24 protein-coding genes are annotated in these 23,699 nt (G+C 31.5%); 19 read left to right on the top strand and 5 right to left on the bottom strand.

Translation table 11 applies throughout. The annotated features are described in order from the left end of the window. Positions 1–287: 287 nt before the first annotated feature. Positions 288–605 (bottom strand): hypothetical protein, encoded by a 318-nt coding sequence (locus ILA26_RS05015; protein WP_292894832.1) that lies wholly within the window; start codon positions 603–605, stop codon positions 288–290. Positions 606–771: 166 nt separating this feature from the next. Between ILA26_RS05015 and ILA26_RS05010 the strand changes: the two genes are divergently transcribed. The 8 genes from ILA26_RS05010 (at position 772) to ILA26_RS04975 (ending at position 5,012) form a co-directional block, all read left to right on the top strand. After that, entirely contained in the window at positions 772–1,584 is an 813-nt protein-coding gene (locus ILA26_RS05010; RefSeq protein WP_292894829.1) for an ion transporter, read from the top strand. A 213-nt stretch (positions 1,585–1,797) separates the two neighbouring features. After that, complete coding sequence (locus tag ILA26_RS05005; RefSeq protein WP_292894826.1) at positions 1,798–2,103, top strand: hypothetical protein; 306 nt, start codon at positions 1,798–1,800, stop codon at positions 2,101–2,103. Between the two features lie 352 nt (positions 2,104–2,455). Beyond that, positions 2,456–2,653: a hypothetical protein gene (locus ILA26_RS05000; protein ID WP_292894823.1), complete on the top strand. Its 198-nt coding sequence runs from the start codon at positions 2,456–2,458 to the stop codon at positions 2,651–2,653. Position 2,654: 1 nt separating this feature from the next. Then, on the top strand, positions 2,655–3,140 hold the full coding sequence (locus tag ILA26_RS04995; protein WP_292894820.1) for a hypothetical protein: 486 nt from the start codon (positions 2,655–2,657) through the stop codon (positions 3,138–3,140). A 258-nt stretch (positions 3,141–3,398) separates the two neighbouring features. Then, entirely contained in the window at positions 3,399–3,560 is a 162-nt protein-coding gene (locus ILA26_RS04990) for a hypothetical protein (protein WP_292894818.1), read from the top strand. 97 nt (positions 3,561–3,657) lie between these two features. Next, a complete protein-coding gene (locus tag ILA26_RS04985) occupies positions 3,658–4,374 on the top strand; it encodes a hypothetical protein (protein WP_292894815.1) in 717 nt (238 codons plus the stop codon). 162 nt (positions 4,375–4,536) lie between these two features. Then, positions 4,537–4,824 (top strand): hypothetical protein, encoded by a 288-nt coding sequence (locus ILA26_RS04980; protein ID WP_292894812.1) that lies wholly within the window; start codon positions 4,537–4,539, stop codon positions 4,822–4,824. A gap of 14 nt (positions 4,825–4,838) precedes the next feature. Further along, on the top strand, positions 4,839–5,012 hold the full coding sequence (locus ILA26_RS04975; protein WP_292894809.1) for a hypothetical protein: 174 nt from the start codon (positions 4,839–4,841) through the stop codon (positions 5,010–5,012). Between the two features lie 71 nt (positions 5,013–5,083). On the opposite strand, the gene ILA26_RS04970 is transcribed toward ILA26_RS04975, so the two are convergent. Continuing rightward, a complete protein-coding gene (locus tag ILA26_RS04970; protein ID WP_366514882.1) occupies positions 5,084–5,260 on the bottom strand; it encodes a DUF4870 domain-containing protein in 177 nt (58 codons plus the stop codon). Positions 5,261–5,626: 366 nt separating this feature from the next. Between ILA26_RS04970 and ILA26_RS04965 the strand changes: the two genes are divergently transcribed. Together ILA26_RS04965 and ILA26_RS04960 are read left to right on the top strand one after the other, a co-directional pair. Continuing rightward, entirely contained in the window at positions 5,627–7,057 is a 1,431-nt protein-coding gene (locus tag ILA26_RS04965; protein ID WP_292894804.1) for a gamma-glutamylcyclotransferase family protein, read from the top strand. A gap of 60 nt (positions 7,058–7,117) precedes the next feature. Further along, the gene (locus ILA26_RS04960) at positions 7,118–7,381 is read left to right on the top strand and encodes a hypothetical protein (RefSeq protein WP_292894801.1); all 264 of its coding nucleotides are present in this window, start codon (positions 7,118–7,120) and stop codon (positions 7,379–7,381) included. A gap of 45 nt (positions 7,382–7,426) precedes the next feature. Here ILA26_RS04960 and ILA26_RS04955 read toward each other — a convergent pair whose 3' ends face one another. Together ILA26_RS04955 and ILA26_RS04950 are read right to left on the bottom strand one after the other, a co-directional pair. Continuing rightward, positions 7,427–8,296, bottom strand: coding sequence for a zinc ribbon domain-containing protein (locus ILA26_RS04955; RefSeq protein ID WP_292894798.1), 870 nt, complete (start codon positions 8,294–8,296; stop codon positions 7,427–7,429). 44 nt (positions 8,297–8,340) lie between these two features. Then, positions 8,341–9,108: a hypothetical protein gene (locus ILA26_RS04950; protein ID WP_292894795.1), complete on the bottom strand. Its 768-nt coding sequence runs from the start codon at positions 9,106–9,108 to the stop codon at positions 8,341–8,343. A gap of 281 nt (positions 9,109–9,389) precedes the next feature. Here ILA26_RS04950 and ILA26_RS04945 point away from each other — a divergent pair, with 281 nt between their 5' ends. The 4 genes from ILA26_RS04945 to ILA26_RS04930 all read left to right on the top strand — a co-directional run bounded on the left by ILA26_RS04945 (position 9,390) and on the right by ILA26_RS04930 (position 13,097). Continuing rightward, positions 9,390–9,731 (top strand): hypothetical protein, encoded by a 342-nt coding sequence (locus tag ILA26_RS04945; RefSeq protein ID WP_292894792.1) that lies wholly within the window; start codon positions 9,390–9,392, stop codon positions 9,729–9,731. Positions 9,732–9,826: 95 nt separating this feature from the next. Then, on the top strand, positions 9,827–10,846 hold the full coding sequence (locus ILA26_RS04940; protein ID WP_292894789.1) for a type I restriction enzyme HsdR N-terminal domain-containing protein: 1,020 nt from the start codon (positions 9,827–9,829) through the stop codon (positions 10,844–10,846). A 76-nt stretch (positions 10,847–10,922) separates the two neighbouring features. Continuing rightward, complete coding sequence (locus ILA26_RS04935; RefSeq protein WP_292894786.1) at positions 10,923–12,626, top strand: DUF262 domain-containing protein; 1,704 nt, start codon at positions 10,923–10,925, stop codon at positions 12,624–12,626. 48 nt (positions 12,627–12,674) lie between these two features. Beyond that, a complete protein-coding gene (locus tag ILA26_RS04930; RefSeq protein ID WP_292894783.1) occupies positions 12,675–13,097 on the top strand; it encodes a YkvA family protein in 423 nt (140 codons plus the stop codon). Here ILA26_RS04930 and ILA26_RS04925 read toward each other — a convergent pair whose 3' ends face one another. Then, positions 13,098–16,094 carry a hypothetical protein gene (locus tag ILA26_RS04925; protein WP_292894780.1) on the bottom strand — a complete coding sequence of 999 codons (2,997 nt, stop codon included), beginning with the start codon at positions 16,092–16,094 and terminating at the stop codon, positions 13,098–13,100. A gap of 77 nt (positions 16,095–16,171) precedes the next feature. Between ILA26_RS04925 and ILA26_RS04920 the strand changes: the two genes are divergently transcribed. From ILA26_RS04920 to pglX, 5 genes are all read left to right on the top strand, one after another. Continuing rightward, positions 16,172–16,963 carry a hypothetical protein gene (locus ILA26_RS04920; RefSeq protein WP_292894777.1) on the top strand — a complete coding sequence of 264 codons (792 nt, stop codon included), beginning with the start codon at positions 16,172–16,174 and terminating at the stop codon, positions 16,961–16,963. Between the two features lie 12 nt (positions 16,964–16,975). Next, the gene (locus tag ILA26_RS04915) at positions 16,976–18,238 is read left to right on the top strand and encodes a BREX system ATP-binding domain-containing protein (protein WP_292894774.1); all 1,263 of its coding nucleotides are present in this window, start codon (positions 16,976–16,978) and stop codon (positions 18,236–18,238) included. Positions 18,239–18,246: 8 nt separating this feature from the next. Beyond that, the gene (locus ILA26_RS04910) at positions 18,247–20,415 is read left to right on the top strand and encodes a DEAD/DEAH box helicase (protein ID WP_292894770.1); all 2,169 of its coding nucleotides are present in this window, start codon (positions 18,247–18,249) and stop codon (positions 20,413–20,415) included. Between the two features lie 53 nt (positions 20,416–20,468). Beyond that, a complete protein-coding gene (locus tag ILA26_RS04905) occupies positions 20,469–21,506 on the top strand; it encodes an integrase (RefSeq protein WP_292894767.1) in 1,038 nt (345 codons plus the stop codon). Positions 21,507–21,601: 95 nt separating this feature from the next. Beyond that, on the top strand, positions 21,602–23,699 hold a 2,098-nt coding region (gene pglX, locus ILA26_RS04900; protein ID WP_292894764.1), incomplete at its 3' end, for a BREX-1 system adenine-specific DNA-methyltransferase PglX.

Genomic DNA, 23,699 nt, shown 5'->3' with positions numbered 1-23,699 from the left:
GGAGTATTTGTTTTTTGATTAGGCATAATAAAAACTTTTACTCCACCTATTTATTAAATTTAACTATTTTTAGATAAAATTAAAAATTCACAACTAATTTTCATCAAAAAATTTCAAATCAACAAAGTTTTTGAAAGAGTCGAAAAATCAATGAACATTAAATTTGACGAGCTCAAATCCGAGCTTGAAAAGACTCAAAACCAGAATGAGGAGCTTAAACGGGAAATTTCTGAGCTTAAGGACTTGATTCGGGAAAAATAAAAAAATTGCAGGAGATTGTTCTCCTGCTAGAACTCGTTGCTTATGTGGTATCCGAGATGGCCGTAGTGATAGGTTGCATACACAGGGGAGTAGAAGTAGCTGTGTCCCTTGTGGAACTTGACATATGCATAGTGGTTGCTGTATGCTGAATGTCTGGTCTTCTTGTAGTTTTTCTTTGCCTCTTTTTTAAGCTTTTTCCATGTCTTGCTTTTTATGTGTCCCTTATATCCGTCATAGGTCTTGACCTTCTTTGCGCTGACAGGTTCTGAGAACGCACAGCCCATGGTCATTCCAACAATGAATATTGCAAGAACAGCAATTAAAATTTTGGTTGCCTTTTTCATTTAAATTCCTCTTGTTTATTGGATGATTTTTCTTTTGTTAATTAATATTTATATTTATTTTTTTTGCGACAGGATTTTATGCATTTCCTAGTTGCATCCAATAAAAATGTTTAATAAAGATTTTTCACATAACTTATGTATAATCTTTTTTAAGGAGTATATTGTAATGAAATTGTATGATAAGGAAATGGGTTTAAGATATTTTATTTACACACGAGGATTGCCTGCTCTTATAATAGTGGATCTTTTCTTAATCACAATATCTCTCATTTTTGAAATCCCAAATGATTTGGCTACCAGTATCCAACGATTTGATTGGGTAGTCTGTATCATCCTTTTAGCAGAATATTTCATGACCATGTTCAAATCAGCATCAAAAAGGATTTACATTCTTGATAAGGAAAACATTATAGGATTGATAGCATCAATACCTTTTGATTTGATTTTAATATACACTCCGATAGGAGTGCCAGTTTTCATTTTAAGGTATCTAAGGCTTTTCAAATTAATCCGTGTTGTTAAATTGGCACAATTTGATTATATAAAGGAACTATTTGAAAAGACAGGATTGCATAAGATTTTAGGAGTCATAATTCTAGTCATTGTATTGTTCACAATACTGTTCATGGCTTTTGGTCCTAGCTACACTAGTTTTGATGATTTCTATTATGTCATAGTGACCCTGACCACTGTTGGATACGGGGACATCTATCCTAAGACCCATAACGAGAAGGTATTGGCAATAATTTTGATATTGATTGGAATATTCGTGTTCTCCACAATCACTGCGGCAATATCCTCATTCCTCACAGACCGCATTTTGGATAAGGATGATGCGGATCTCCTTCAGGAGATTAAGGATGACAATAAGGAGCAATCCGAATCTATCATGAACGAGTTGAGCATTGTTCGAGAGGAAAATAAGAAACTGCACCAGGAAATCGAGGAATTGAAGGAATTGATAAGGGAGAAGGATTGAATTGCCGCTGCTTAAACTTAACTCTGATGACGATAATGAAATTAAGGAGATTATAAACAATAACATTGCGACTTCCATGAGACTCAACGCTCCTTTTCACAATTATTGATTTTAAATGGTTGTCCAATAGAAAATTGGGCAGTATTGGAAGCAAAATCAGAAATCACCTATTGAAAGAGGCTAAAAATGGCAGCTTGATGAGGCAATGATTTCATGCTTCCAAAAATCCAGAGTGACGTTTATCTTGAGTATAAAAATAAAGTTCTTATAATTGATACAAAGTACTATTCTCGCACAACTCAAGAATATTGGGGAGTCAATACAGTTCACTCTGGAAATTTATATCAAATTTTTACTTATGTTAAAAATAAGGAAAGCGAGCTTAAAGGAAAATGTTATCCTATTTCTGGAATGTTACTTTACGCAATGGCAAATGAAAGTATTCAACCGGATAATGAGTACATGATGAGTGGCAACAAGATTTCAGTGAAATCAAAAGTCAGCTGGATGATATTGTAATTAATTATCTGATGTTATGTGATTTTTTTTAATGATGGATGTAAAAAAAGCATTATTAATGTCTTATTGTAGAGATGAACTCTACAATACCCCAGAGACATTAAATACATAATCTAATCTAAGAGTTACTTGGAAGTGAACTCTGATTATTATATTGTCATAAATTGTATATAAATTTAATTAGTTGGCCAATAAATTGTGTTTGTCCGTAAAAACCTAATGTATGGTGGAAAACTTCATATGTTGCCGGTTATTGAATTTGAAGTAAAAATTTCTTTATCATAAATTTGCTTCAAACAAAAACTACATTAACAACCTCACCACAATATTAATACAACCAGACCATTTAAATTTGGACTCTTTAAAAACCAAAGGAGTTGATAACATTTACATTTTAGAAGAAGATGACATCAAATTGATTTTTGCACTTTTAAGCGTGGTTTTCATAACCCATGCAGTGTTTTTCATGACTGTAAGCTATATTGTCACCGGTGACCCGTTTCTGGCACTGAAGAACTTCTACCTGTTGAGATATAACATGGGGGTCTGAGATGAGGGACTTTGCAATAGTTACAGTTATCATCACAATCATCGGATGTGTGATATTCATGTTTTTGAATCCTGTGCTTTTTGCCGATTTCACGCCCGACTACTCGCAGGATGAGGTTTTCTATCCTCAAAACGGCCAGTATGACTTTCGCCTCTTCAACATAAGTACGACCAACTCAAGCAACTTCACGGTCGAGATGATAAATGCGGGCCATGCAAAGCTGATGTCAGGCAAGGGCTATGCTATAAATGTCATAAACTATGACAAGATGTTTGACTTTGAGGCTGGGGGAAATCAGAAAAGCATTGAGGCAGAGATGAAAAGGCCGTATCAGATTGTGGAAGGAGTTAAAGTGTATACCGCAGATTTCATACTCTACAAGAGGTATGGAAGCTTTGTTAAAAAGGATAATATTGAATTGTTCATAACATCTGACAGTCCCAACGAGACCGCTTACATGGTCAATTCCCTAAAAATAGTTGAATAATCAATATCTACATTGCAAGGGTTTGTTCCTTGCAAAGCACAGATTAGATATTGATAATGACATAATTAACGTCGAATTTAAAAATTCCTTGTGGAATTTTTTCAATTCTATTATTAGTTAGAATGAAATCATATATAAAGTTAATCGTCATTAGATATAAATTGTAAGGTGTGTTCATTAGGTTTACTGAACCCGAACAATGCTGTGACATTGTTCCAAACCAATATTGAGAATCCTTACAATTTATGGGAGGGTATCATGGCTTCACATCAGTTTAAAAACAACCAATGTGAATGCAGTTGCCATGCACCATTGAATGATGATGTACAGCATAACTGCAATCCAAAATTTCCTTTGGATGCTCACAAGCATTCTAATTTTTTAATAATTGCTGTATTTAAATATTATTTTATAGTTTAGGCAATTTTTATAGCTTTTTAAAAGAAATATTGCATTTATCATGGAATATGAAAAATTTAATATATCAACTTCGCTAAAAATAATATTGGAGATGATGATGGATAATCTTGAAAGGGACCTGGACGAGCTGAATAAATCCATAATCGATTTGGAAAGTCAAATTGCTGAGGCTGAAGCAGAGGCTCAAGAAAATATACGGCCATTGGAGAGTGAACTTGAGCAGGTGAAGGCAGATAAGAGAAGTTTCGCCTCCAAGAACGATTTTGAATCTGTTCAGGACTGCAATCGCAGGGAAAACAACCTCAAGTTCAGGATAGATGCCCAATGGAACAAATGTTTTATCCTAAAGGATAATCTGTTCAAGCTTAAAAAAGAAAGAAAAATCCTTGAGAATAAAATCAAGCTTGAAAAGGACAAGATCAAAAGAAACAAGCAAATAAAAGCTCAAATGATTCTTGTTTTGAAAAACTATAAGAAAACCAAGAACCTTGAGACTGCCGCCATAGACTCACACATAAACCCTGACCATGTCTGGCAGTGGCTTGAATGGGGACGCAACGACTTCAACGAAACATACGCCTATTTTTATGATGAAGTCCAGAAAATGAAGGCGTATTTCAAGGCTGTTAAAATCAAAAAGCTGTATAAGCAGATGGATGAGGTTATTGAAGCCTACAAGAAAACAGGATCTCTTGAAAGGGCTTCAGAAATGGCAAATGTCCGCTATGATACTGTCATGTACTGGTATGAATGGGGCTCCCGTGGCTTTGGCGAGGAGAACAGCTACTTTTTCGAAAAAATTGACGAACTTTGAAAAATTGTTCTCGATGCAGAATATTGCTTTGACATCATAATTGATTCAGGATTGGATTAAGTCAATTTTGACCTTGAAAAATGGATAGATTTATATTTGACCAAACCAATATCCTAATTATGGAAAAACTGAAATGTTTCATGAAAAAATTTAGGTGAAATGATGACAACAAGATTAGACAAGTTCAAAAGGGAAATGGAACCTGCAAGACAGTTGTATGCCAAAGAGTTAAAGGATTTTGCCCGCAGATATGATGCCTTGGGTGAAATGACCATGGGAGAATTTCCAGACATTGATGTCCAGGAGTACTTTTTCGATTTTGAAAAGGTCAATGGAACCTCTGAGGATGAGCTGGATAGGATCTTTATAGAAATATCCGACCACATGGATGAATTTTCAAAAAGCAACGGAATCGAAAAGTTCAGCCAGTGGGCACGTATTTTGATTTGAGTTGGAGGGTCAATATGGATATCACAAAATATCCCCAATTTGAGTTGTATCTGTTGACATTGAATCTTTTGAGATTTAAAAATCAGCTGATTCCAATTGACTGTGACGAAAGATGCATCAATTCCACAATAATCAATAGGGCATTCCCTGAAATTTTACCTGTTTTGATAAATTTTGCATTTCACTGATAATGTTGATGGCTATTTTTAAATAGAAATGACATTAAAAAAAATAAGAAAAGATTATTTGAATAAATAATCTAATGTAGGAATCCTCCCATCACAACGACTATTCCGATTACCCAAACAATCACCGCAACGATGATTATGTATTTACCGTGCCTTGAAAGGAACGGATTTTCCTTTTGTGTGAAATAGATTATCGCACCTGCAATGACTCCGAGCAGTGGGGACACGATTGCAAGTATGTATCCGATGATTGCAATTATGAGCTCTTTGTCTCTGCCATTCTCTCACCTCCCTTGACATTGTTTGAAATTCATTACTTCCTGCAGAGGGCTGCAAGCAAGTGAATTAAACCTATTTAGGTATTTGTTCATTATTATACTTTTTTTGCCATCAATTGAATGAATCCTAGGAGTTTTATTGGCCGCATCTTTGAAGATGAACATAATGTCAATGTTATCATTGAAAGATTTCCAATGTTCAATAATTTTCTATGAACATTGATTATAAAAATACCAAAAACTTTATAAAGGATGGCAACAAATATAATAGTGTAGGAACAAACACCACAGTTCTTATTTTTTTTATTAAACCAAATTAATGGAGGACCATTACCTATGTTAGAATTGAAAAAACAAACACACAAAGAAATTGATATTGACGAACTTTTCCAGATGATTTCTGGCTTGAAGGACTTCCTTGATGAGGAGGTCGATTTTGGGGATAAAATCTGCCTTGAAAGCCTTGATGCAGTCATTGACCTTCAGGACGATGACGGAAGCTTCAAGCTGATTGATTCTTATGATATTCCAAGCGATGCAAGAGTCGATTTCATTTACATGCCGACATACATTTGCTCTGCAATACTTATGAAGGCATACCTGATGGATGAGAATCGCTTCACCATGAAGGCGAAGTCAGCCTTAATTAATGGACTTAAGGTGGCATGTGCACGCAACCTCAGAGGCCACGGCTATGAGGCATTCAAGGGCCAGATTGAGGCATTGGAGATATTCTTCAAGGCAGGGCTTAGAGAGTTCATGGACCTGCATTCCGACTTATGCCCGGAATTTAGCGAGATGATTGAAAAGATTATTTCCATCTTCAAGGACAAGGAGGCCAATGGGGACTTTAAGGGCCCATGGAACGAAAGCTATGAGGAGGATATCAAGGCTGTCAATCAGTATTTCTCTCAAAGGCAAGTCTTTGTCTATGGAACACTGATGGATGGCGAGGCCAATCACGGATACCTTGAAAACTCGCAATGTCTTGGCAAGGGCACTGTCGATGGCTACGACATGTACAATGTCGGATGGTATCCTGCAATAGTTCCCGGAAACTCCTTGATAGTCGGTGAACTTTATGAGGTTCCTTTAAAGGACATGCCTGCAATCGACTCCCTTGAAGGAGAGGGTAGTTTATATGCCAAGAAATGCGAAAGGGTGACAGTGGATGGCAAGAAGTCTCTTGCATTTGTCTATGTTTTCCTTGAAGACATCTCAGGACTTGAAAGGATACCTGCATGGAACAAGGACTATGTATGGTACGTTTCCTACGGAAGCAACATGGATGAGGAAAGGTTCATGTGCTACATAAAGGGAGGATCATATGAGGGAAGCAGGCCTCACCCGGCCTGTGAGGACACAACACCTCCTGTTGCGGTTAAAACAATTGAAATCCCATATGGAATGTATTTTGGAAACAGTTCCGGATCATGGCAGGGCATGGGAGTGTCATTTTTAGACGTCACCAAAAGGGGAAAGTCCCTCGGAGTTGCATATCTCATAACACGTGAGCAGTTCGAGCACGTGGTGTTTGAGGAAAATGCCGGACGTCCTCAGAATAAACTCTATGGTTGGTATGAGGACACCATTGACCTGAAGCCAATGAACGGCTTTGAGGTGAAGACAATCACCAATGTGGACCTTCGCGAATATAATAAGCCATCTGTAGACTATTGGCATGTGCTGGTTAGGGGAATCGCTCAACACTGGAATGAATTGTCGGATGATGAAATTGAGGATTATCTTGGCTCCTGCATGAGATAATCTTCCCATGCCCTTTTTCGAATGATTTATATATAATTTGGTAAATATTAAAAACAGTTAATGTTGATTGTTATGATTGACTGGATTGGTCTAATATTGTTTTTTGTTGCAGTGGCGTCATGCTGTTGCCTTGGCAGTGATGATTCTTCTAAAAATACGTCTTCACGAAGCAGTACTTCAACAGGCAGGCGCAATAATTACTCTCAAAGGTCAAATTATTCATATTCTGAATGCCCTTCCTGCGGCGCACCATACTTTGACGGTTACTGCGAGGAATGTGGATATCCTGACATTAATCAGGGATGGCTTGGTGAGAATTATTAGTGCAGCAGATAAATGAAATGTAAAAAAAGTTATGGTGTGGAGTGTTTAAACTCCACTTCCGGTTGCAATGGTTATGTTTTCAGTGTATAATGGTGTTGTTGATTTCGCAGAGTCAACCACTTTTATTTCAGCCTTTACAGGTGCCTTCTGGTCAAAGTAGCTGCCGTCAAAGTTGTAGGTCTTTCCGCTGTCAGGGTTAAGTTCATTCCAAGCGATTGTGGAATAAAGCACCTTGTCCTGGCTGTCATAGAAGTTCACTGTAACCTCCAGATAATCAAAGCCTGTGCCCACATAGATGTCGCCTGAAACTGAACCGGTAAAGTATCCGTAGCCGTCATCCTTGATGTCCTGTGTGATGTTTCCAACTTCAATTGAGTTTTCAGCATTCACCTGATATAATGCGCTGCCTGCTATTATCAATGCGAACACCAATACGACTGTCAGGACTGGAACTGCCCATAATTTCTTGTTGTGTGCATAATATCCCTTGAAATAAAGTGTAAGGATTGCCGCAATGATAAAGAGCACTGCAGATATCTCACCGAACCTTCCGATGAACATGTAGATTAAAGCTCCGGTTGCAATGAACTCGACTGCAGCTATAAGTGGCTCGTCCATTTTCTCCATCAGGAATATTCCGATTACGCCACCAATTATTCCGATTGCCATTGCAGTCAGGATGTTGTTCCATCCCATAAGCATAGGGGTTCCCAAACCTTCGGCAATTGAGACGACAATGCCCACAACTGCAAGAATCAAAGGCAATTTTGTAACAAATTCACTCTTGCTTTCTGTATTTTTCACAGGTTCTTCCTTGGCCTTTTGAGGGGTTTCATTGAGATTGAAACCGCAGCCGTCGCAGAACTCTGCATCGTCTTCAAGTTCCTTTCCACATTTTCTACAATATTGAACCATGATTGGTTTCCTCCTTTATTGTTATAGGTAAATTTTAATAAATGTTATCCGGTAGTCGTTTCAACGTCTGATGATCCGCCTGATGAACTGCTGCCATCATCACTTGAAGATTTTCCTGATGAACTGCTGCCACTGCTTGATGACGAATCGTAGCCATAATCATCATAATCGTAATAGTCGTCATAGTAATCGTCATATCCGTCAAGGTAACCGTTGTTGTATCCCTCCTCGCTTGCCCTTCTCAGGTCCTCTTCAGAATACTTGTTGGTGTTGTTTGAGGATGGAACGCTCACTGACTGTTGGCTGTCCTCAAGGGTTGCATTGACATTTGAGTTTCCGGGAAGTCCGAAAGCGAGGCTGTCAAGCATATGCTTGATGATGTTCAGGTCATCTCCTGCAATGACAATGTTGTCATGTGTGTCGTTGTTTACAATGTTTACTATGTAATAGTGTGTGCCGTTGATTGAGTTTTCCTTGATTTGGTAGTTCTTGTAAATCTCAACGTTATTTGCTCCATTCAAAAACACGTCCCTTGACAATGCATATGCTGCAGCTCCGGTAAGGCTCATGTCCTCCTGACTGTTGAAGGCGGTCATGGCAGTGTGTTTGGATGGGCATGCGTACAGTTTGATTCCACTTGAATCCTTTTTCCAGCTTGCATCATCAGCCTTCGGAACATCGATTGTTGTCCCGTTGCTTATGTTTATGTTTTCATATTCGACATTATGTGCCAATAGTGCATATCCTATTCCTATTGCAAGAACAGCAATTATTGCCACAAGTGCTATAATTATAATTTTTTTATTATCCATTTTCTCACATGTTAATATCTTTCATATCTGACTTATATTTTTATTGTGTGGTCCTTTAATGAAGATTTGCAAATAAAATCAGACGGTTATTGGGGATAATCCCATTTTATTTTGAGGATATATAATTCTCTGTTTGACTTTAAAAAACATTTTAACTATTATGGCATGTTACCCATATAGTTTAGTTAATGGGGTCTATAGGGTTTGGCGGATTGTTTGGAGAATTGCAGGGAAATTGTTATTAGATATATTATTGTATAAAAATTTAATAGGGTGTATACGTGAACGGCAGGCAAAAATGTGAAATCATCAATCAAATCAGACGGAAAGTTGCAGACAATAACGGCATTGATTTTGTCATCTATGACTGCACATTTGAGGGCGAGTGCAACGGAAGGTGTCAAAAGTCAGATTCCGAGCTGAACTATCTTGAAAGCGAACTTGAAAAAAGGCAGAATGAGAGAATCAGGATTAACCTTAAGGGAATTTTCACTTTGGATGGGGAAGTTGAAATACGAAATTCTCCAGATGAGAACCTTAAAAAGCAAGAGAAGATGGAGGAGCTCATGAAAAATCCCGAGCTTGAGGACTTGCCTCCAAGGTATCTTGACATGCTGCTTTAGTGGGCAATTCTTGAATCGTTGAGTTTGTAGCTGTGTCGGTTTTTTGACTCATTTTTAAGCAAATTTTATATTTATAATGTTATAAAATTATTAATATGACATTCGAAGAGGAGATTGTTGATTTTACAAACGCATTAGTTTCAAAAAAGAGAGGAATCACAACTGAAGAAACAAATAAAATAGCATTGGTTTTGCCGTTTTTAAGATTTTTAGGATATGATATTGAAAATCCTCAAGAGCTAAAAGCAGAATATTCAGCAGATGTAGGGGTTAAAAAGTCTGAAAAAATAGATTTAGCACTTTTTATTGAAAATGAGTTAAAAATGCTAATTGAATGTAAACCTGCAAATGTAAGATTGACTTCAAATCATCAAGACCAATTGTATAGATATTTTTCAGTTAGTGAAGTTAAAATTGGAGTTTTAACTAATGGAATTGTTTACCGTTTTTTCACAGATTATGACAATCCCAGTCGAATGGATGATAATCCTTTTTTGGAAGTTGATTTAAGAAATTTAACTGAATCAAAAATAGAATCATTAAAATTATTTACTAAAGATAATTTTTCACTTGAAAAAATAATGGAACACGTTGAAGAGCTAAAATACAGGCAAATGATTCATAATGCATTGCTTGAGGAAATTAATTATCCAAGTGATGAATTAATTCATACAATTGCTAAAAAAGTTTATTCTGGAAAATTAACTAAACCTCGCATTAAATATTTTGAAAAAATTATCAAAGAAGAATTAAAGGATGTTTTTGATAATGATTATGAGCTGGACCCTTCTGATATAATCACCATTGGAGAGGAAATGGAAGGTTTTTATATTGTTCGAGCTATTGTAAGTGAAGTTATTAATTCCAATAGAGTTAGTATAAGAGACCGTAAAAGCTATTGTGGAATATTGTTAGATGATAATCATCACTATCCAATCTGTCGATTGTATTTTAATGATTTGGATAATTTGATAGTTGCGTTTTTTGATTCAATGCAGAAGGATAAACATGGTGGAAGAGTTGAAGAACGTATTGTAATAAATAATGTAGTTGATATTTATAATTATAAGGAAAAATTGCTTGAAACAGTTAAATCTTATGATAAAATGAAATAAAGTTAATATATTGTTAGATAGGGATAATATGAAAAAAGAAACAGTTTTTAATATAACACAGTATCAATTAAACCATTTGATAACTAATATTGACACTGGAGAAATTGCTCTTCCAGATTTGCAGCGTCCTTTTGTATGGGACAACAGCAAGGTAAAGGAGCTATTTGATTCACTTTATAAAGGTCTTCCAGTTGGAATGTTGATTTTATGGAAGATTAACGAAAGTAATAATGAATTTAAGCCTATTGGTTTAGATAAAAAAACAACACCTTCAAAACTTATCATTGATGGTCAACAAAGATTGACAGCATTATATTCTGTTATTACAGGTTCTGAAATTATTGACAAGAATTACAAGCACAAGCAAATCAAAATTGCATACAATCCGTTCGATGAGATTTTTGAAGTGCAAAACGTGGCTATTAAAAATGATCCGTTATGGGTCAGCAATATCACTGAAATATTTCAGGGAAATATTTTCTCATTCGTAAATGAATTCATTAATAATTTAAAGGAAAAACGTCCAGATTTTGAATTTGATGAAATGAAAGTTCAGGAAAATATCAGTTCACTTAAAACATTGGAAAGCTCCTATCAGATAAGTGCCATTGAATTGGCATCAAGCTTGGACCCTGAAGAGGTATCTGAGATATTTGTTAGAATCAACAGTACAGGTAAAGCTCTCAATCAATCAGATTTCATCTTTACCTTGATGTCTCTTTATTGGCCTGAAGGAAAAGATAGTTTTGAGAACTTCTCATATGAGTCCAAACTGCCTGCTGAAATTGGAAACACGTCATTCAATGTCATTAATGAGGAGCCTACAAATGAAAACCTTCTTCGTTCAACAGTTAGTTACTCATTCCTAAGAGGTCGTCTACGTTATGCATATCTTATTTTAAAAGGACGTGATTTGGAAAACAAGACAACAACTGAAGACGAGCGTGTTAAAAACTTTGAGATATTGAAAGAGGGTGCAAAGGAAGTCTTAAGTCTTGTTAATTGGCATGATTTTATAAGCATCATTCAGGCTTCAGGTTTCGTGAATGAAAACATGATTGGATCTAAAAATGCACTATATCAAACCTATGCACTATACTTATTGGGTCGTGTAAAGTATGGATTAAAACATAATGAACTCAAATCCATCATCGCCAAATGGTTTGTTTTCAGCATCCTGACAAGGAGATATACAAGTTCACCTGAATCAATTATAGAACAGGAATTGAGCAATTTCAGGGAAAATGATAATCTACTTGAATATTTAGAGGGAATCATTGCATCCGAGCTGACAAATGACTTCTGGGAGGTGACCTTGCCTCAAAGATTGAAGTCCTCACGTTCAAATCCTGCAGAATTCACATATATTGCAAGCAAGATATTTGAAGACAATAACATATTGTTTTCTGAGATAAAACTTAAAGATTACTTGTCTCCGTTGATAAACAGTCCAAAAAGACAAGTTGAAAGGCATCACATATTCCCTAAAAACTATCTTAAAAGCGAATTAAAGTTGAAACAGGTTGATTTTAACCAGATTGCAAATATGATTTATATTGATTATCATGTGAATATCAGAATAAGTGACATGCCCCCGTATGAATATTGGGATGTTGTACTGGATGAATGCAGTGACAATACTCGTGAATTCGTAAAGGAAAATTATACTGAGGCGTATGATTTGCCAGTTGAGTTTTGGAAAATGGATTATTTTGACTTTTTAGATAAAAGAAGGAAATTGATGGCTGAAAGTATTAGAAAGTATTTTGAAAAATTATGATAAATATTTTTATAAGTGTATAAAACAATATTAATGTAGGTGTAAGTTATGGAAGAAAAATTAAAAGATTTCTATGACACTTTAATTGAAAACTTGGATTCATATAATGGGGAATATGCGTCATTTATTGATTGTGGTCCTAATTTATTTAAATTAATGTGTGATATTTTAGAATATGATATAACACAAGAAATTAGGAAGGATTTATGTGGTGGAATTGCTTATTATGTGGTTCCTATGGATATTATTCCAGAACAAATATACGGACCATATGGATATATTGATGATATTTATCTCTCAGTTTATGTTTTAAGGATTGTGGCTGATGAATATGGTTATGATTTTATTCAAAAAATATGGGATAAACCACAAGATATTAAAAATGTGATGGATGATTGTGAAAGTAAAGCTTTGGATGTTTTAAAAGAAGAAGAAATAAAAGCTATTTTAACCTATGTTGGGTTAAAATAACTAATTTATCATTTTCCATCCAAATAATTTTATTTTTTCTCTAAACGTTTTAAATTCATCATTGTTCAGTTCTAGTTCGATAAATAATTCTGTATGTTGGGTATGTCGATTTGAAACGATTTTTTTTATGTTGTTTTCATATTGATTGAATTTATATAACGTATCCATAAATTCATCATTTTTTATTAAACCATTTACAATAATTTTTAGGTTAGAGTTTTCTTTAAAGTATATGCAATTTACTTCGGATAATTTATCAACGTCAATATTTTCTTCATTGGAAATGTTGTGTTTAATTCTTGGTTTTTCACATTTAGAAAGTGATTCCTCAGCTTTTTCTAAATTACGCACGCCCCATGGAAGATTTTGTTTAATAACGTCTAAATACAAATTATACAAATTAGATCTTGAAATTGTTATTCTGCCATTCTTGGTATTTTTAGTATAAATCCATGCATTATTTCCAAAATAAACCCATGAAAATCCTGTTGCAGTTCCACTGGATTTTAATCTTTTGAGATATTTTGCAGGTAATGGATTTAGAATATGGCTGAAAATATCTTTTTCATTTTTAATAGTTTCATAACTAATTTCAATTTTGTCATCAAGGGTTTCTTGTAAATGGCATTCTTCAAGAGTTTTTTTAGCTTTATTTAAATCTCTTACTCCCCAAGGAAGATTTTTTTCTTTAACTTCTAAATATAATTTGAATAATGTTGTATTATATAAAGTTACATTATGAAGTTGATTAAAATACTGCCAATTGTTGTTGACTTTTTTAATCCATGCAAATCCACTTGAATTAGGTTTTCTAAATCGTTTACGGTATTCTGCAGGTAAGGGGTCCAGGATATGTTTGTATTCATCAGGAAGGTTTAATTCTTTATTTTCAGTTTGTTTATTATACTCATTTGTTTCATAGTTAGGTTCACATCTACTTAAAGATTGTTTGGCTTTTTCTAAATCTCTTACTCCCCAAGGTAATTTCCTATTTTTAACTTCAAGATATAAATCGAAAATGTTTTGTCGTTGTATGGTAATTGTTTTATTATTAATGTATTTATTATATCTCCAATTATTATATCCTTTAAACACCCAAGCAAATCCTGTTTTTGATTCTTTTACTCCTTTAAATGAATTTCTTAATTTCGAAGAAACTGGATCTAAAATATGTTCATAGGGAGTGTTCTCATATTCATTTTCAATTTCTTGGGATTGTTCTTTTTTTTCTTTAGGTTTTGGTGCGTCAATTGGACTTTGCAGTATATTGAGTTTTTCATAAAATTCATTATACTCTTCACCAAAGTTCTGTTTTCCACGTTTATACCAATATTGTAAGGTTTCATAAGTAATATTGGAATTAAATGCTGCGGTTTTCAATGAAGAACCTGAACCAATTTCTTTTAAAACATTTTCCATTTGTTGTTTTCTTAATGTATCAGCAATGGTTAAGTCCGGTTTATTGTTAAATGATTCAATTGTGTAAAAATTCTTCATGGAATCTATTGATTGTTTTTTAGCATCAGTGTAACGTTTGTAAAATTCGATATTTTCTTTTCCAGAGTTATTTTTACCTTCATTAAACCAATGAGTGATTTTATAGAGATTGATTCCAGCAAGTTCAGCTGCTTCTTTTTCGCTTTTTCCATCTAAAATGCTGTCAATAACAATGTTCATTTGTTCTTCTTTTGTAAGTTCATTTTCTTCTTCATGCTTTACTTTAGGTTTAATGGTGGCGCTGTCTGAAATATAATATTTATCTAAAAAGTTTTGACAAATATCTGAATCTTTTAATGTGTATACATCTTCATCCTCATCATAAGTTAATAAATCAAAATCCTGAAGTTCCCATAATCTTCCAGTAAACTCTAGGGGATTTTTAAAATTATTGTTCAAATCCGCAACTTTAAACTTATTTCCAGGGGCAATTTCTTCTGTCAATTCTTTTAGGTAATTTGCAGTATTGACGTAACGCTTACAATTTTTACAATAATCCTCCAAACCATCCTTTGTTTTTTTGCTTTTGTAGAATTTAGAAATAGATAATGTTTTTTTACAAATTGAACATTTTTTGTTAAGTTTTTTAGGTTCTTCTTTTTTAGGTGTTTCTTCAATAGGTTTATCTTCTAAAAGACCATATTTAGTTATGAATTTTTCTAAAGTACTCTTCTCAACAAGTAAATATTCATTATTTTTTTGTTTTATTAAGTTAAAATCTTCAAGGGACCATATGCAGTCGTTGATTTCAGCATCTGATGAGAAAATATTATTTAAATCATCTTTTCTAAAAGGAGTTTCTGGTTCAACATGATCTAATAATCTAATTAGTAAATTGCTTGCATGTCTTTTTCTTGAACATTTTTTACATAGGTTCTTTTCATGTCTTTTAAGTTTTTTTCCGCAAATTTCACAGTTTTTTTCATTAGTTTTTGGAGTTTGGTGTTCATCCACTTTTGAAATATCTTTTATAAGGGTTATGGAATCTTCATATTTCTCTAGTTCATTTAATAAGATGTCTAGATTATTTAATAGATTGTCCATGTTTTCAATGTATTCTCCCAGTTTAATAACATCGATTTTATTAGGAACACTATTTACAAAAATGTCAATGCTTGTTTCATTTAATTCAGTTTTAAAACCCGGGTAATTTTCAATAAAATATTTGGAGTTGATATATACTTGCTTTGTATTAATTATTCCATTATTTTTATCTGAATAAATGGAAAATACATCAAAAGTTAAAATAAATAGAGCAGGTTGAGGTATATCCTTTTTAATTTTACCAAATAAGAATATCTCTTGATCTTCTTTTTGACGTTTGGCAAACCATTTGCTAGAATCTTTGGTTGTATAAACATAAGTGATTTTTTTTAAATCTTTTACTTCATCATTATTCAATAAATCATGTGAGTTATCAATATTGCTTTTAATATTTGGAAATGAACGATATAATTTATTAAAAAATTTGTTTATGTTAGTGTTCTTTTTATTTGACATTTTTTTTACCCTTATTAAACTATAATTAATAATAATTTTATAATATTAAATATATAATATTATATTATAACATAAAGGTGATTTCTATTAGTTCTAATAAATCTTCAACATTAGAATCAGTTGATAATGAAAATAAATGTTGGATTCATACGGTGGATCCCTCATTAATTAAATCAATTGATAAAAATAATTTAATTGGTTTTAAGAATGAAAAAACTAAAAATTTATCAAAAAGGTTTTATCCAGGAAATGAAATTTTTCTTGTAACTCGTATGAATGATAAGTTTGTTTGTTATGGATATACAGTAATTGAAGAAATTACTCTTCGTAATAAAAAGGGATTATATAAAAATTTTTATAAAAATTCCACACAATTAAAAATAAAACGCATTAAATATTTTTTACATCCTGTTATAATCGATAATTTTAGAAATCAATTAAAATCAATTAAATCTACTGGTAGGTTATCTGATGTACTGAGGGTGGGTTATTATAAAGAAATTACTTCAAATGATTATCGAATTATAAAAAAACAATCTGCAACAACAGGTATGTTTCCAATGTATTTTGATACATATTCTGAAAATATGAAAGAATTTATATTAAATACTTGTAAATCAATTCATAATGTGTTAAAAACTCAAGAAAATCACTCTCAAATTGAAATTATGTATTTTATATCACTATTAAGAGAAGCTTTAAAAGGCTATCGTATAAATAAAGATTTGGAGGAATTAAAACGATTTTATTCAAGATATGCTAATGAATTAGGTTTTAAACATATTCCATCTAGAGATGCAAAAAGTTTTGTGGTGTTACTCACTCCTTCAGGTGAAAAAAAGAATTTTTCTTATATCAGTTTAAAATAGTGTTGTGGTAAAATGGAAAATGAAGATATATTAATGGCTTTAAAAAATGGTAATGTTCCTTCAAAGGGTGCAAAAAATTTATGTATTGGACGTGATGCAGAAATTGATGAATTTGAAAGACTTTTGGAAAAAGTAGATGATGAAGATAAGGCTATTTGTAAATTTTTAAATGGAGAATTTGGTGCGGGTAAGTCATTTTTCTTAAAAGTTATTGAAGATATGGCTTTTAAAGATAATTTTGTTGTTTCTTGGATCACTATTGGACATAATCTTCCATTTAATAAGATTGATTTGGTTTATAGAAATATTGCAAAAACATTAAGATGTAAAACTGGAACTTCTCTAGAGCATATTTTGGATAAATGGTATACACAATTGTATAATATGTCTTCACAAGATACAGATAATGATTTTGAAAAACATAAATTGCTCAGAGAAAGAATTCATGATGAATTAGAAGAAACAAGACAATTTTCATCTACTTTTGCAACAGCTATTGAAAACTATGCAAAATTAAGATCTGAAGGAGATGAGGAAGGTGCCTCTTCAGCTGTTTCATGGCTTAGAGGAGATGCAAATATACCATTTTCTGTTAAAAAGAAATTTGGAGTTAAAGGTGAAGTTGATAAAGATACTGCATTAGGATTTTTAGAAGCATTATCTATATTTATTAAATCAGTAGGTTATTCGGGTTTGGTAGTTTTAATAGATGAAGTTGAATATATTAGAATGTTACATACTCAGAATATTAGGGATGCCGCATATAATTATATTCGTGATATTTATGATAATTGTAATCTAGGTAAATTTCAAAGTTCATTATTTATTTTCGCAGGAACTCCAGAATTATTTGAAGATTCAAAAAAAGGAATTCCTTCATATTCTGCATTAGATGATAGGATTAAAAATGTTTTAGATACTGATTTAGTGGATATGAGAACACCTGTGATTACTTTAAGAGGTTTTGATAAAGAGAATATTCTTGACGTATCTAAAAAACTATTGGATATGCATTCTGATGTGTATAATTGGGATGCTAATGATAAAGTTGGACCAATTGTAGAGAATATTGCAGATGAAATGGTTTCTAATGCAGGATTGACTGGGGGTCGAGTTACTGCAAGAGATTTTGTTCGTAAGTTTATTACATTATTGGATACTGTAGAGCAAAATCAGTCTCATTTTAACACTCCTGAAGATATTCTAAATGAATTTATTGAAAATACTGGTCAAATTGAAGAAGATGAATTCGATGAGTTTGATGATGATTGGTAGGGTTTAAAATGAATGAGGAGCTAAATTATTCACTTCTGAGATTTTTATCAAATAATTTAGGTTGGAAAGAGTTAAATCCTATTCAGGAAAAAGCTATTCCAAGTATTTTAGATGGTAGGGATACATTGATTTTAGCTCCCACTGCGTCTGGTAAAACAGAAGCTGCATTGATACCAATTTTTTCAGAAATTATTAATAAGCAACTTGATCCAGTCAGTGTTCTTTATGTGGCTCCCTTAAAAGCATTAATTAATGATATGCATAATCGTATTGAATCATGGGGTAATTATTTTGGAATAACTGCTATGAAGTGGCATGGGGATGTTGGACCCTCAAAGAGAAATAAATTTATTAAAAACCCAACAGATTTTTTATCTATTACTCCAGAGTCTTTAGAAGTAATTTTAATGAATAAACAGTCAGGAATTAAAGAAAAACTATTTAAAAATGTTAAATATATTGTAATTGATGAAATTCATTATTTTGCTGATTCAGATCGTGGAGTTCAACTAAACTCAATTTTAAATAGGATTTCAAAATATTTCACTAATGATGTTGTAACAATTGGATTGTCTGCTACTGTAGGAAATCCTGAAAGGATTGCTGAATGGATTGATACTGAAAATCCTGCAAATATTGTTAAACAGGAAGGAAAATCAAGATTTTTATATAAAGTTATTGTACTAGATGATGATAATTTTGATTATATGGAAATTTTAAAAAAATATGTTGATAGTAAAGTCTTAATTTTTGCAAAATCAAAATTTATGGCTGAATCTATTCATTTTAGATTAAATAATGAATTAGATTCTGATAATGTTTTCATTCATCATGCTTCTATTAGTAAAGAAATTCGCGAAGAGAATGAAAGAAAGTTTAAAGCATGTGATGTTGGTTTTATGATTTCAACATCAACTTTAGAACTGGGTATTGATATTGGGGATTTGGATATTGTAATTAATTTTGAAATGCCAAATTCAGTTAGTTCTTTTTCACAAAGAGTTGGAAGATGTGGTCGTAGAAGTAAAACTCAAAAAACAATTAACTTTGTAAAAGATATTGAGCCTATTTTTGCTTTAGCAGAAATTATTTTGCATAAGGAAGGTTTAACTGAAGATATTTATATTTCTAAAGAATCTAAAGATATTTTTTTCCATCAGATGTTAAGTTCTTTATTTGAAATAAGTAATGTGCATGTAAAAGACTTATATGCTCAACTTCATAATTGCTACGCTTTTTTAGATATTTCTTATGATGATTGTAAATTTTTATTAAATTATATGAAAAATAGAAACTTTGTTGAAATCAATAATAACAGGATAAGTCTAGGATATGAATTTGAAAAGGAGTTTGGTGGATTCAATTTCATGAATTTTTATGCTGTTTTCAATTCAAATTATGATTTTAAAATTTTTGAAGGGGATTATGAAGTAGGAACTCTTGATGCAGGTTATGCTCTTAAATTAAGTCCTGGAGAAGATTTTATTTTGGCTGGTAGATATTGGCAAGTGGTATCTATTGATTATGATAAATATTTGATGAATGTTAAGTCAAATAACTTAATTAAACATAAAATACCTCGTTGGAGTGGATTTGGGACTCCTTATTCCTATATCATATGTAGAAAGATTTATGATATTTTATTGGGTAATTTTGATAGGAATTATCTAAAACCATTAGATGATAAATCTAGGGAGACAATCCTTGATTTAATTAATAAAGCCGAGGAATGTGGTTTTAGAGAAGAGATAATTCCAGTTTATTATGATTTGGATAAAAATAAAGTTTATATTTATACTTTTGCAGGATTGAATGCAAATTTATTATTGTCTGAGTTATTTAATATGTATTATGAAATTAAAAATGAAGAGATAACTAATTTATATTATTCATTGAGTTGTGAAAATTTCAGTATGGGGGAGTTGGAGTCATTAATTTATGATACAGAAAATATTATTAATGAATCCTCAACTGAAAAATATATGGATGACAAAACAATTTCATTTAGAAAAAATAAATATATTGAATATATTCCTGATGAAAACTCTGGAAAATTAAAAATGGAAATTTTATATGATAAAGAAGGACTTATTGATGTAACTTCAAGTAATATGATTAGTTTTATGGATTATAATTCAATTTATAAAGGTTTAGCAAACTGGCCAAATACTGCATAAGGTATTTAGAAATTTTAGAATAATATTTAGATAATCAAAATTTATTCTATCATATGTATTCTAATAATTTATTTAATAAATTTTGCAAGGATAGAAATATAAAATCAAGCACTCGAAAAGGATATGATTCGGCTTTAAGATTATATGAAGAGTTTAACTCAAAGTCTATTGGAAATTTATTTGCTGAAGCTCGAGCGGAAGAAAATGAAAGAATTCCACTTAAAGATCGTAAAATTAAAAAAAGATTATTGGACTTTAGAAGTTACTTGCTTAACAGTAACTTATCACCCAACACTTCAAAGACATATTTCTCAAAAGTAAAGACATTTTACTTGCACTTTGAGTTTGAACTACCTCATTTACCACAAGCTAAATACAATAAAATTTATGAAACTAATTACTTAGACCTACCAACAAAAGAACATATACATGAGGCATTACTAATTTCACCAATTGACTTGAAAGCAGTGATACTTTTCATGTCATCTTCTGGAACTGCAAAGGCTGAAACATTGTCATTGACTGTTGAGCATTTCATAAAAGGTACTCAAGAGTATCATCATGGAGGATCAATAGATTTTATTTTGGACACTTTGGATAAAAAGAATAATGTTGTACCAACTTTTTATTTGAAAAGGATTAAAACTGATAAATATTATTATACATTCTGCTCGCCTGAGGCAAGTTCATATATTGTCAAATATTTAAAAACACGTGAAAACTTAAAGTTAGAAGACCCATTATTTGATTTTACATCATCATTATTGTTAACCAGATTTCAGGAAATTAATGATAAGATGGACTGGGGATTTAAAGGTAAATACAGGTTTTTCAGGAGCCATACTCTACGTAAGTTTCATGCATCAAACATTGGACTTTCTGCAGAGTATATCGATAGTCTTCAGGGACGTAGTAAAAATGAGGTTCATGAAACATATATCAAAACGAATCCTAAAAAGTTAAAAGAGATATATAAATCAGCAATGAAAAATGTGATGATATATGAAAAAAGAGGAAATGAGATAAAAAAACAGGAGTTTACAATAGTTGTAAATGTTTTTCTATCTGGAAAAGAATATAATATAATTTAATTTTAGTTCACATGGGATAAGATGATTATAAAAAATATTTAAATAATTCAAATTGAAAATTTAATTATAATAAGTTTTTAAATTATGGGGATTTTATGGATAAAATAATTTTAAAAAGTTTTGCAACTGAATCAAGAAATAAACTTATAGATGATGTGATTTATAGATTAAGTTTAATAGGGATTACTAAAAATGGAATTCAGGATTCTATAAGTGAATCGGAAGGCATTGAAACCTTTCAAATGGGAAACACAACATATAGTATTTATGATAATGATATTTCTAAACGCAACAATCTTATTTTAGAAATCAATTCAAAAGGTTTTAATGCAGTTGTCGAAGAAGTTGCATATACATGGTTTAATAGGATAATTGCAATTAGATTCATGGAATTGAATAATTATTTGCCTTCTAAAACTAGAGTTTTATCAAGTGAAACATCAAATAAATTAGAACCAGATATAATTAATGAGGCTTTAGATTTAGATTTTGATTATTCAAATGAGGAAAAAGAGTTTATAATTAATTTAAAAAATGAAAATAAATTGGATGAATTATTCAGATTTTTATTTTTAAAACAATGTAATCAGTTAAATAATATATTGCCCGAATTATTTGAAGAAACTACCGATTGTTTTGATTTATTACTTAATATTTCGTATATCAATGAAAATGGTGTTGTTAGAAACTTAATTGATAATATTCCTGAAAGTTATTTTGAAAATGTAGAGATTATTGGCTGGCTATATCAATTTTATATTTCTGAGAAAAAAGATTCAGTTAACACATCTTTAAAATCCAAACCAATTCAAAAACAGGATATTCCCGCAGCAACTCAATTATTTACTCCAGATTGGATTGTTAAATATATGGTTGATAACTCTTTGGGGAGATATTGGATTGAAAGAAATGAAAATAGTTTATTAAAAAATTATTTGCAGTATTTATTCGAAGAACCCGAACAGAGTGAAGATGTGCTGAGAATATGTAATGAATTACGTTCTAATTCAATTGATGTAAAAGATATGAAATTCTTTGACAGTTGTATGGGTTCAGGCCATATTTTAGTATATGCTTTTGATGTATTTATGGAGATTTATAAAGAATTAGGTTATCTTGAACGTGAAATTCCTGAATTAATATTAACTAAAAACTTATTTGGATTAGATATTGATAAAAGAGCTTATCAATTAGCGTATTTTGCTTTAATGATGAAAGGAAGAAAATATGATAGAAAATTATTTAAAAAGAATATTCCTTTAAATATTCATCCAATTATTGATAGTAATTTAAGTGAAGATACTTTAAATTTTATCAAAAACCATGATTTGGAGCTTTATGATGAAATAAATTATTTAAATGAAATTTTTAATAATGCTTCTGAATTTGGATCATTAATTAAAGTCAAAGATTTGGATTACAACTTGATTTTAGAAAAAATTAATTCGTTAATTAGTAATGTGAAAAATTCGTTATTAGATTATAATATCATAAATGAAATAGAAAATAAATTAATATCATTGATTAATCAAGCTAAATTATTATCTTTAAAATATGATGCCGTGGTTACAAATCCTCCCTATTTAAATAAATATGATAAACAACTTAAAGAGTTTTCAAAGAAAAATTATAAAGATTATTCTAAAGATCTTTTTTCAATGTTTATATATAGGAACTTTGATTTTTGTAAAGAAGATGGGTACACTGCATTCATGACTCCAATGGTTTGGATGTTTATTAAAAATTATGAAAAATTAAGAAAGTTCATAATTGAAAATAAATCAATTATTACATTAATTGAATTAGAATATTTGGCTCTTTGGGAAATAGAAGCATATGTTCCAGCATGTACATTTGTCTTATCTAATCAAAATTATGATTCTAATTATAATGGTTCATTTCTGAAACTTACGGAATATAAAGGAGGTTTAGCAGTACAAAATGAGAAAGTTCTGGAAGCATTGAATCATAATGATAAAAACAAGTACTTAATTAAACAAAATAATTTTGATAAAATTCCTGGAAGTCCAATAGCATACTGGGTTGATGATAATTTAATAGCTTGTTTTAATAATACAAAATTAGAATCATTAGGATCAGTGAAACAAGGACTTGCAACTGCGGATAATAATAGATTTTTAAGATTTTGGTATGAAGTTGATTTTAATAAAATTGGGTTTTCTTCGAAAACAT

Origin of the sequence: Methanobrevibacter sp. (assembly GCF_017940815.1) — an archaeon.
In the GTDB taxonomy this organism is placed as follows: Archaea; Methanobacteriota; Methanobacteria; order Methanobacteriales; family Methanobacteriaceae; genus Methanocatella.
Note: the sequence above shows the minus strand (reverse complement) of the source record. Positions and strands in the feature narration are given on the sequence as shown.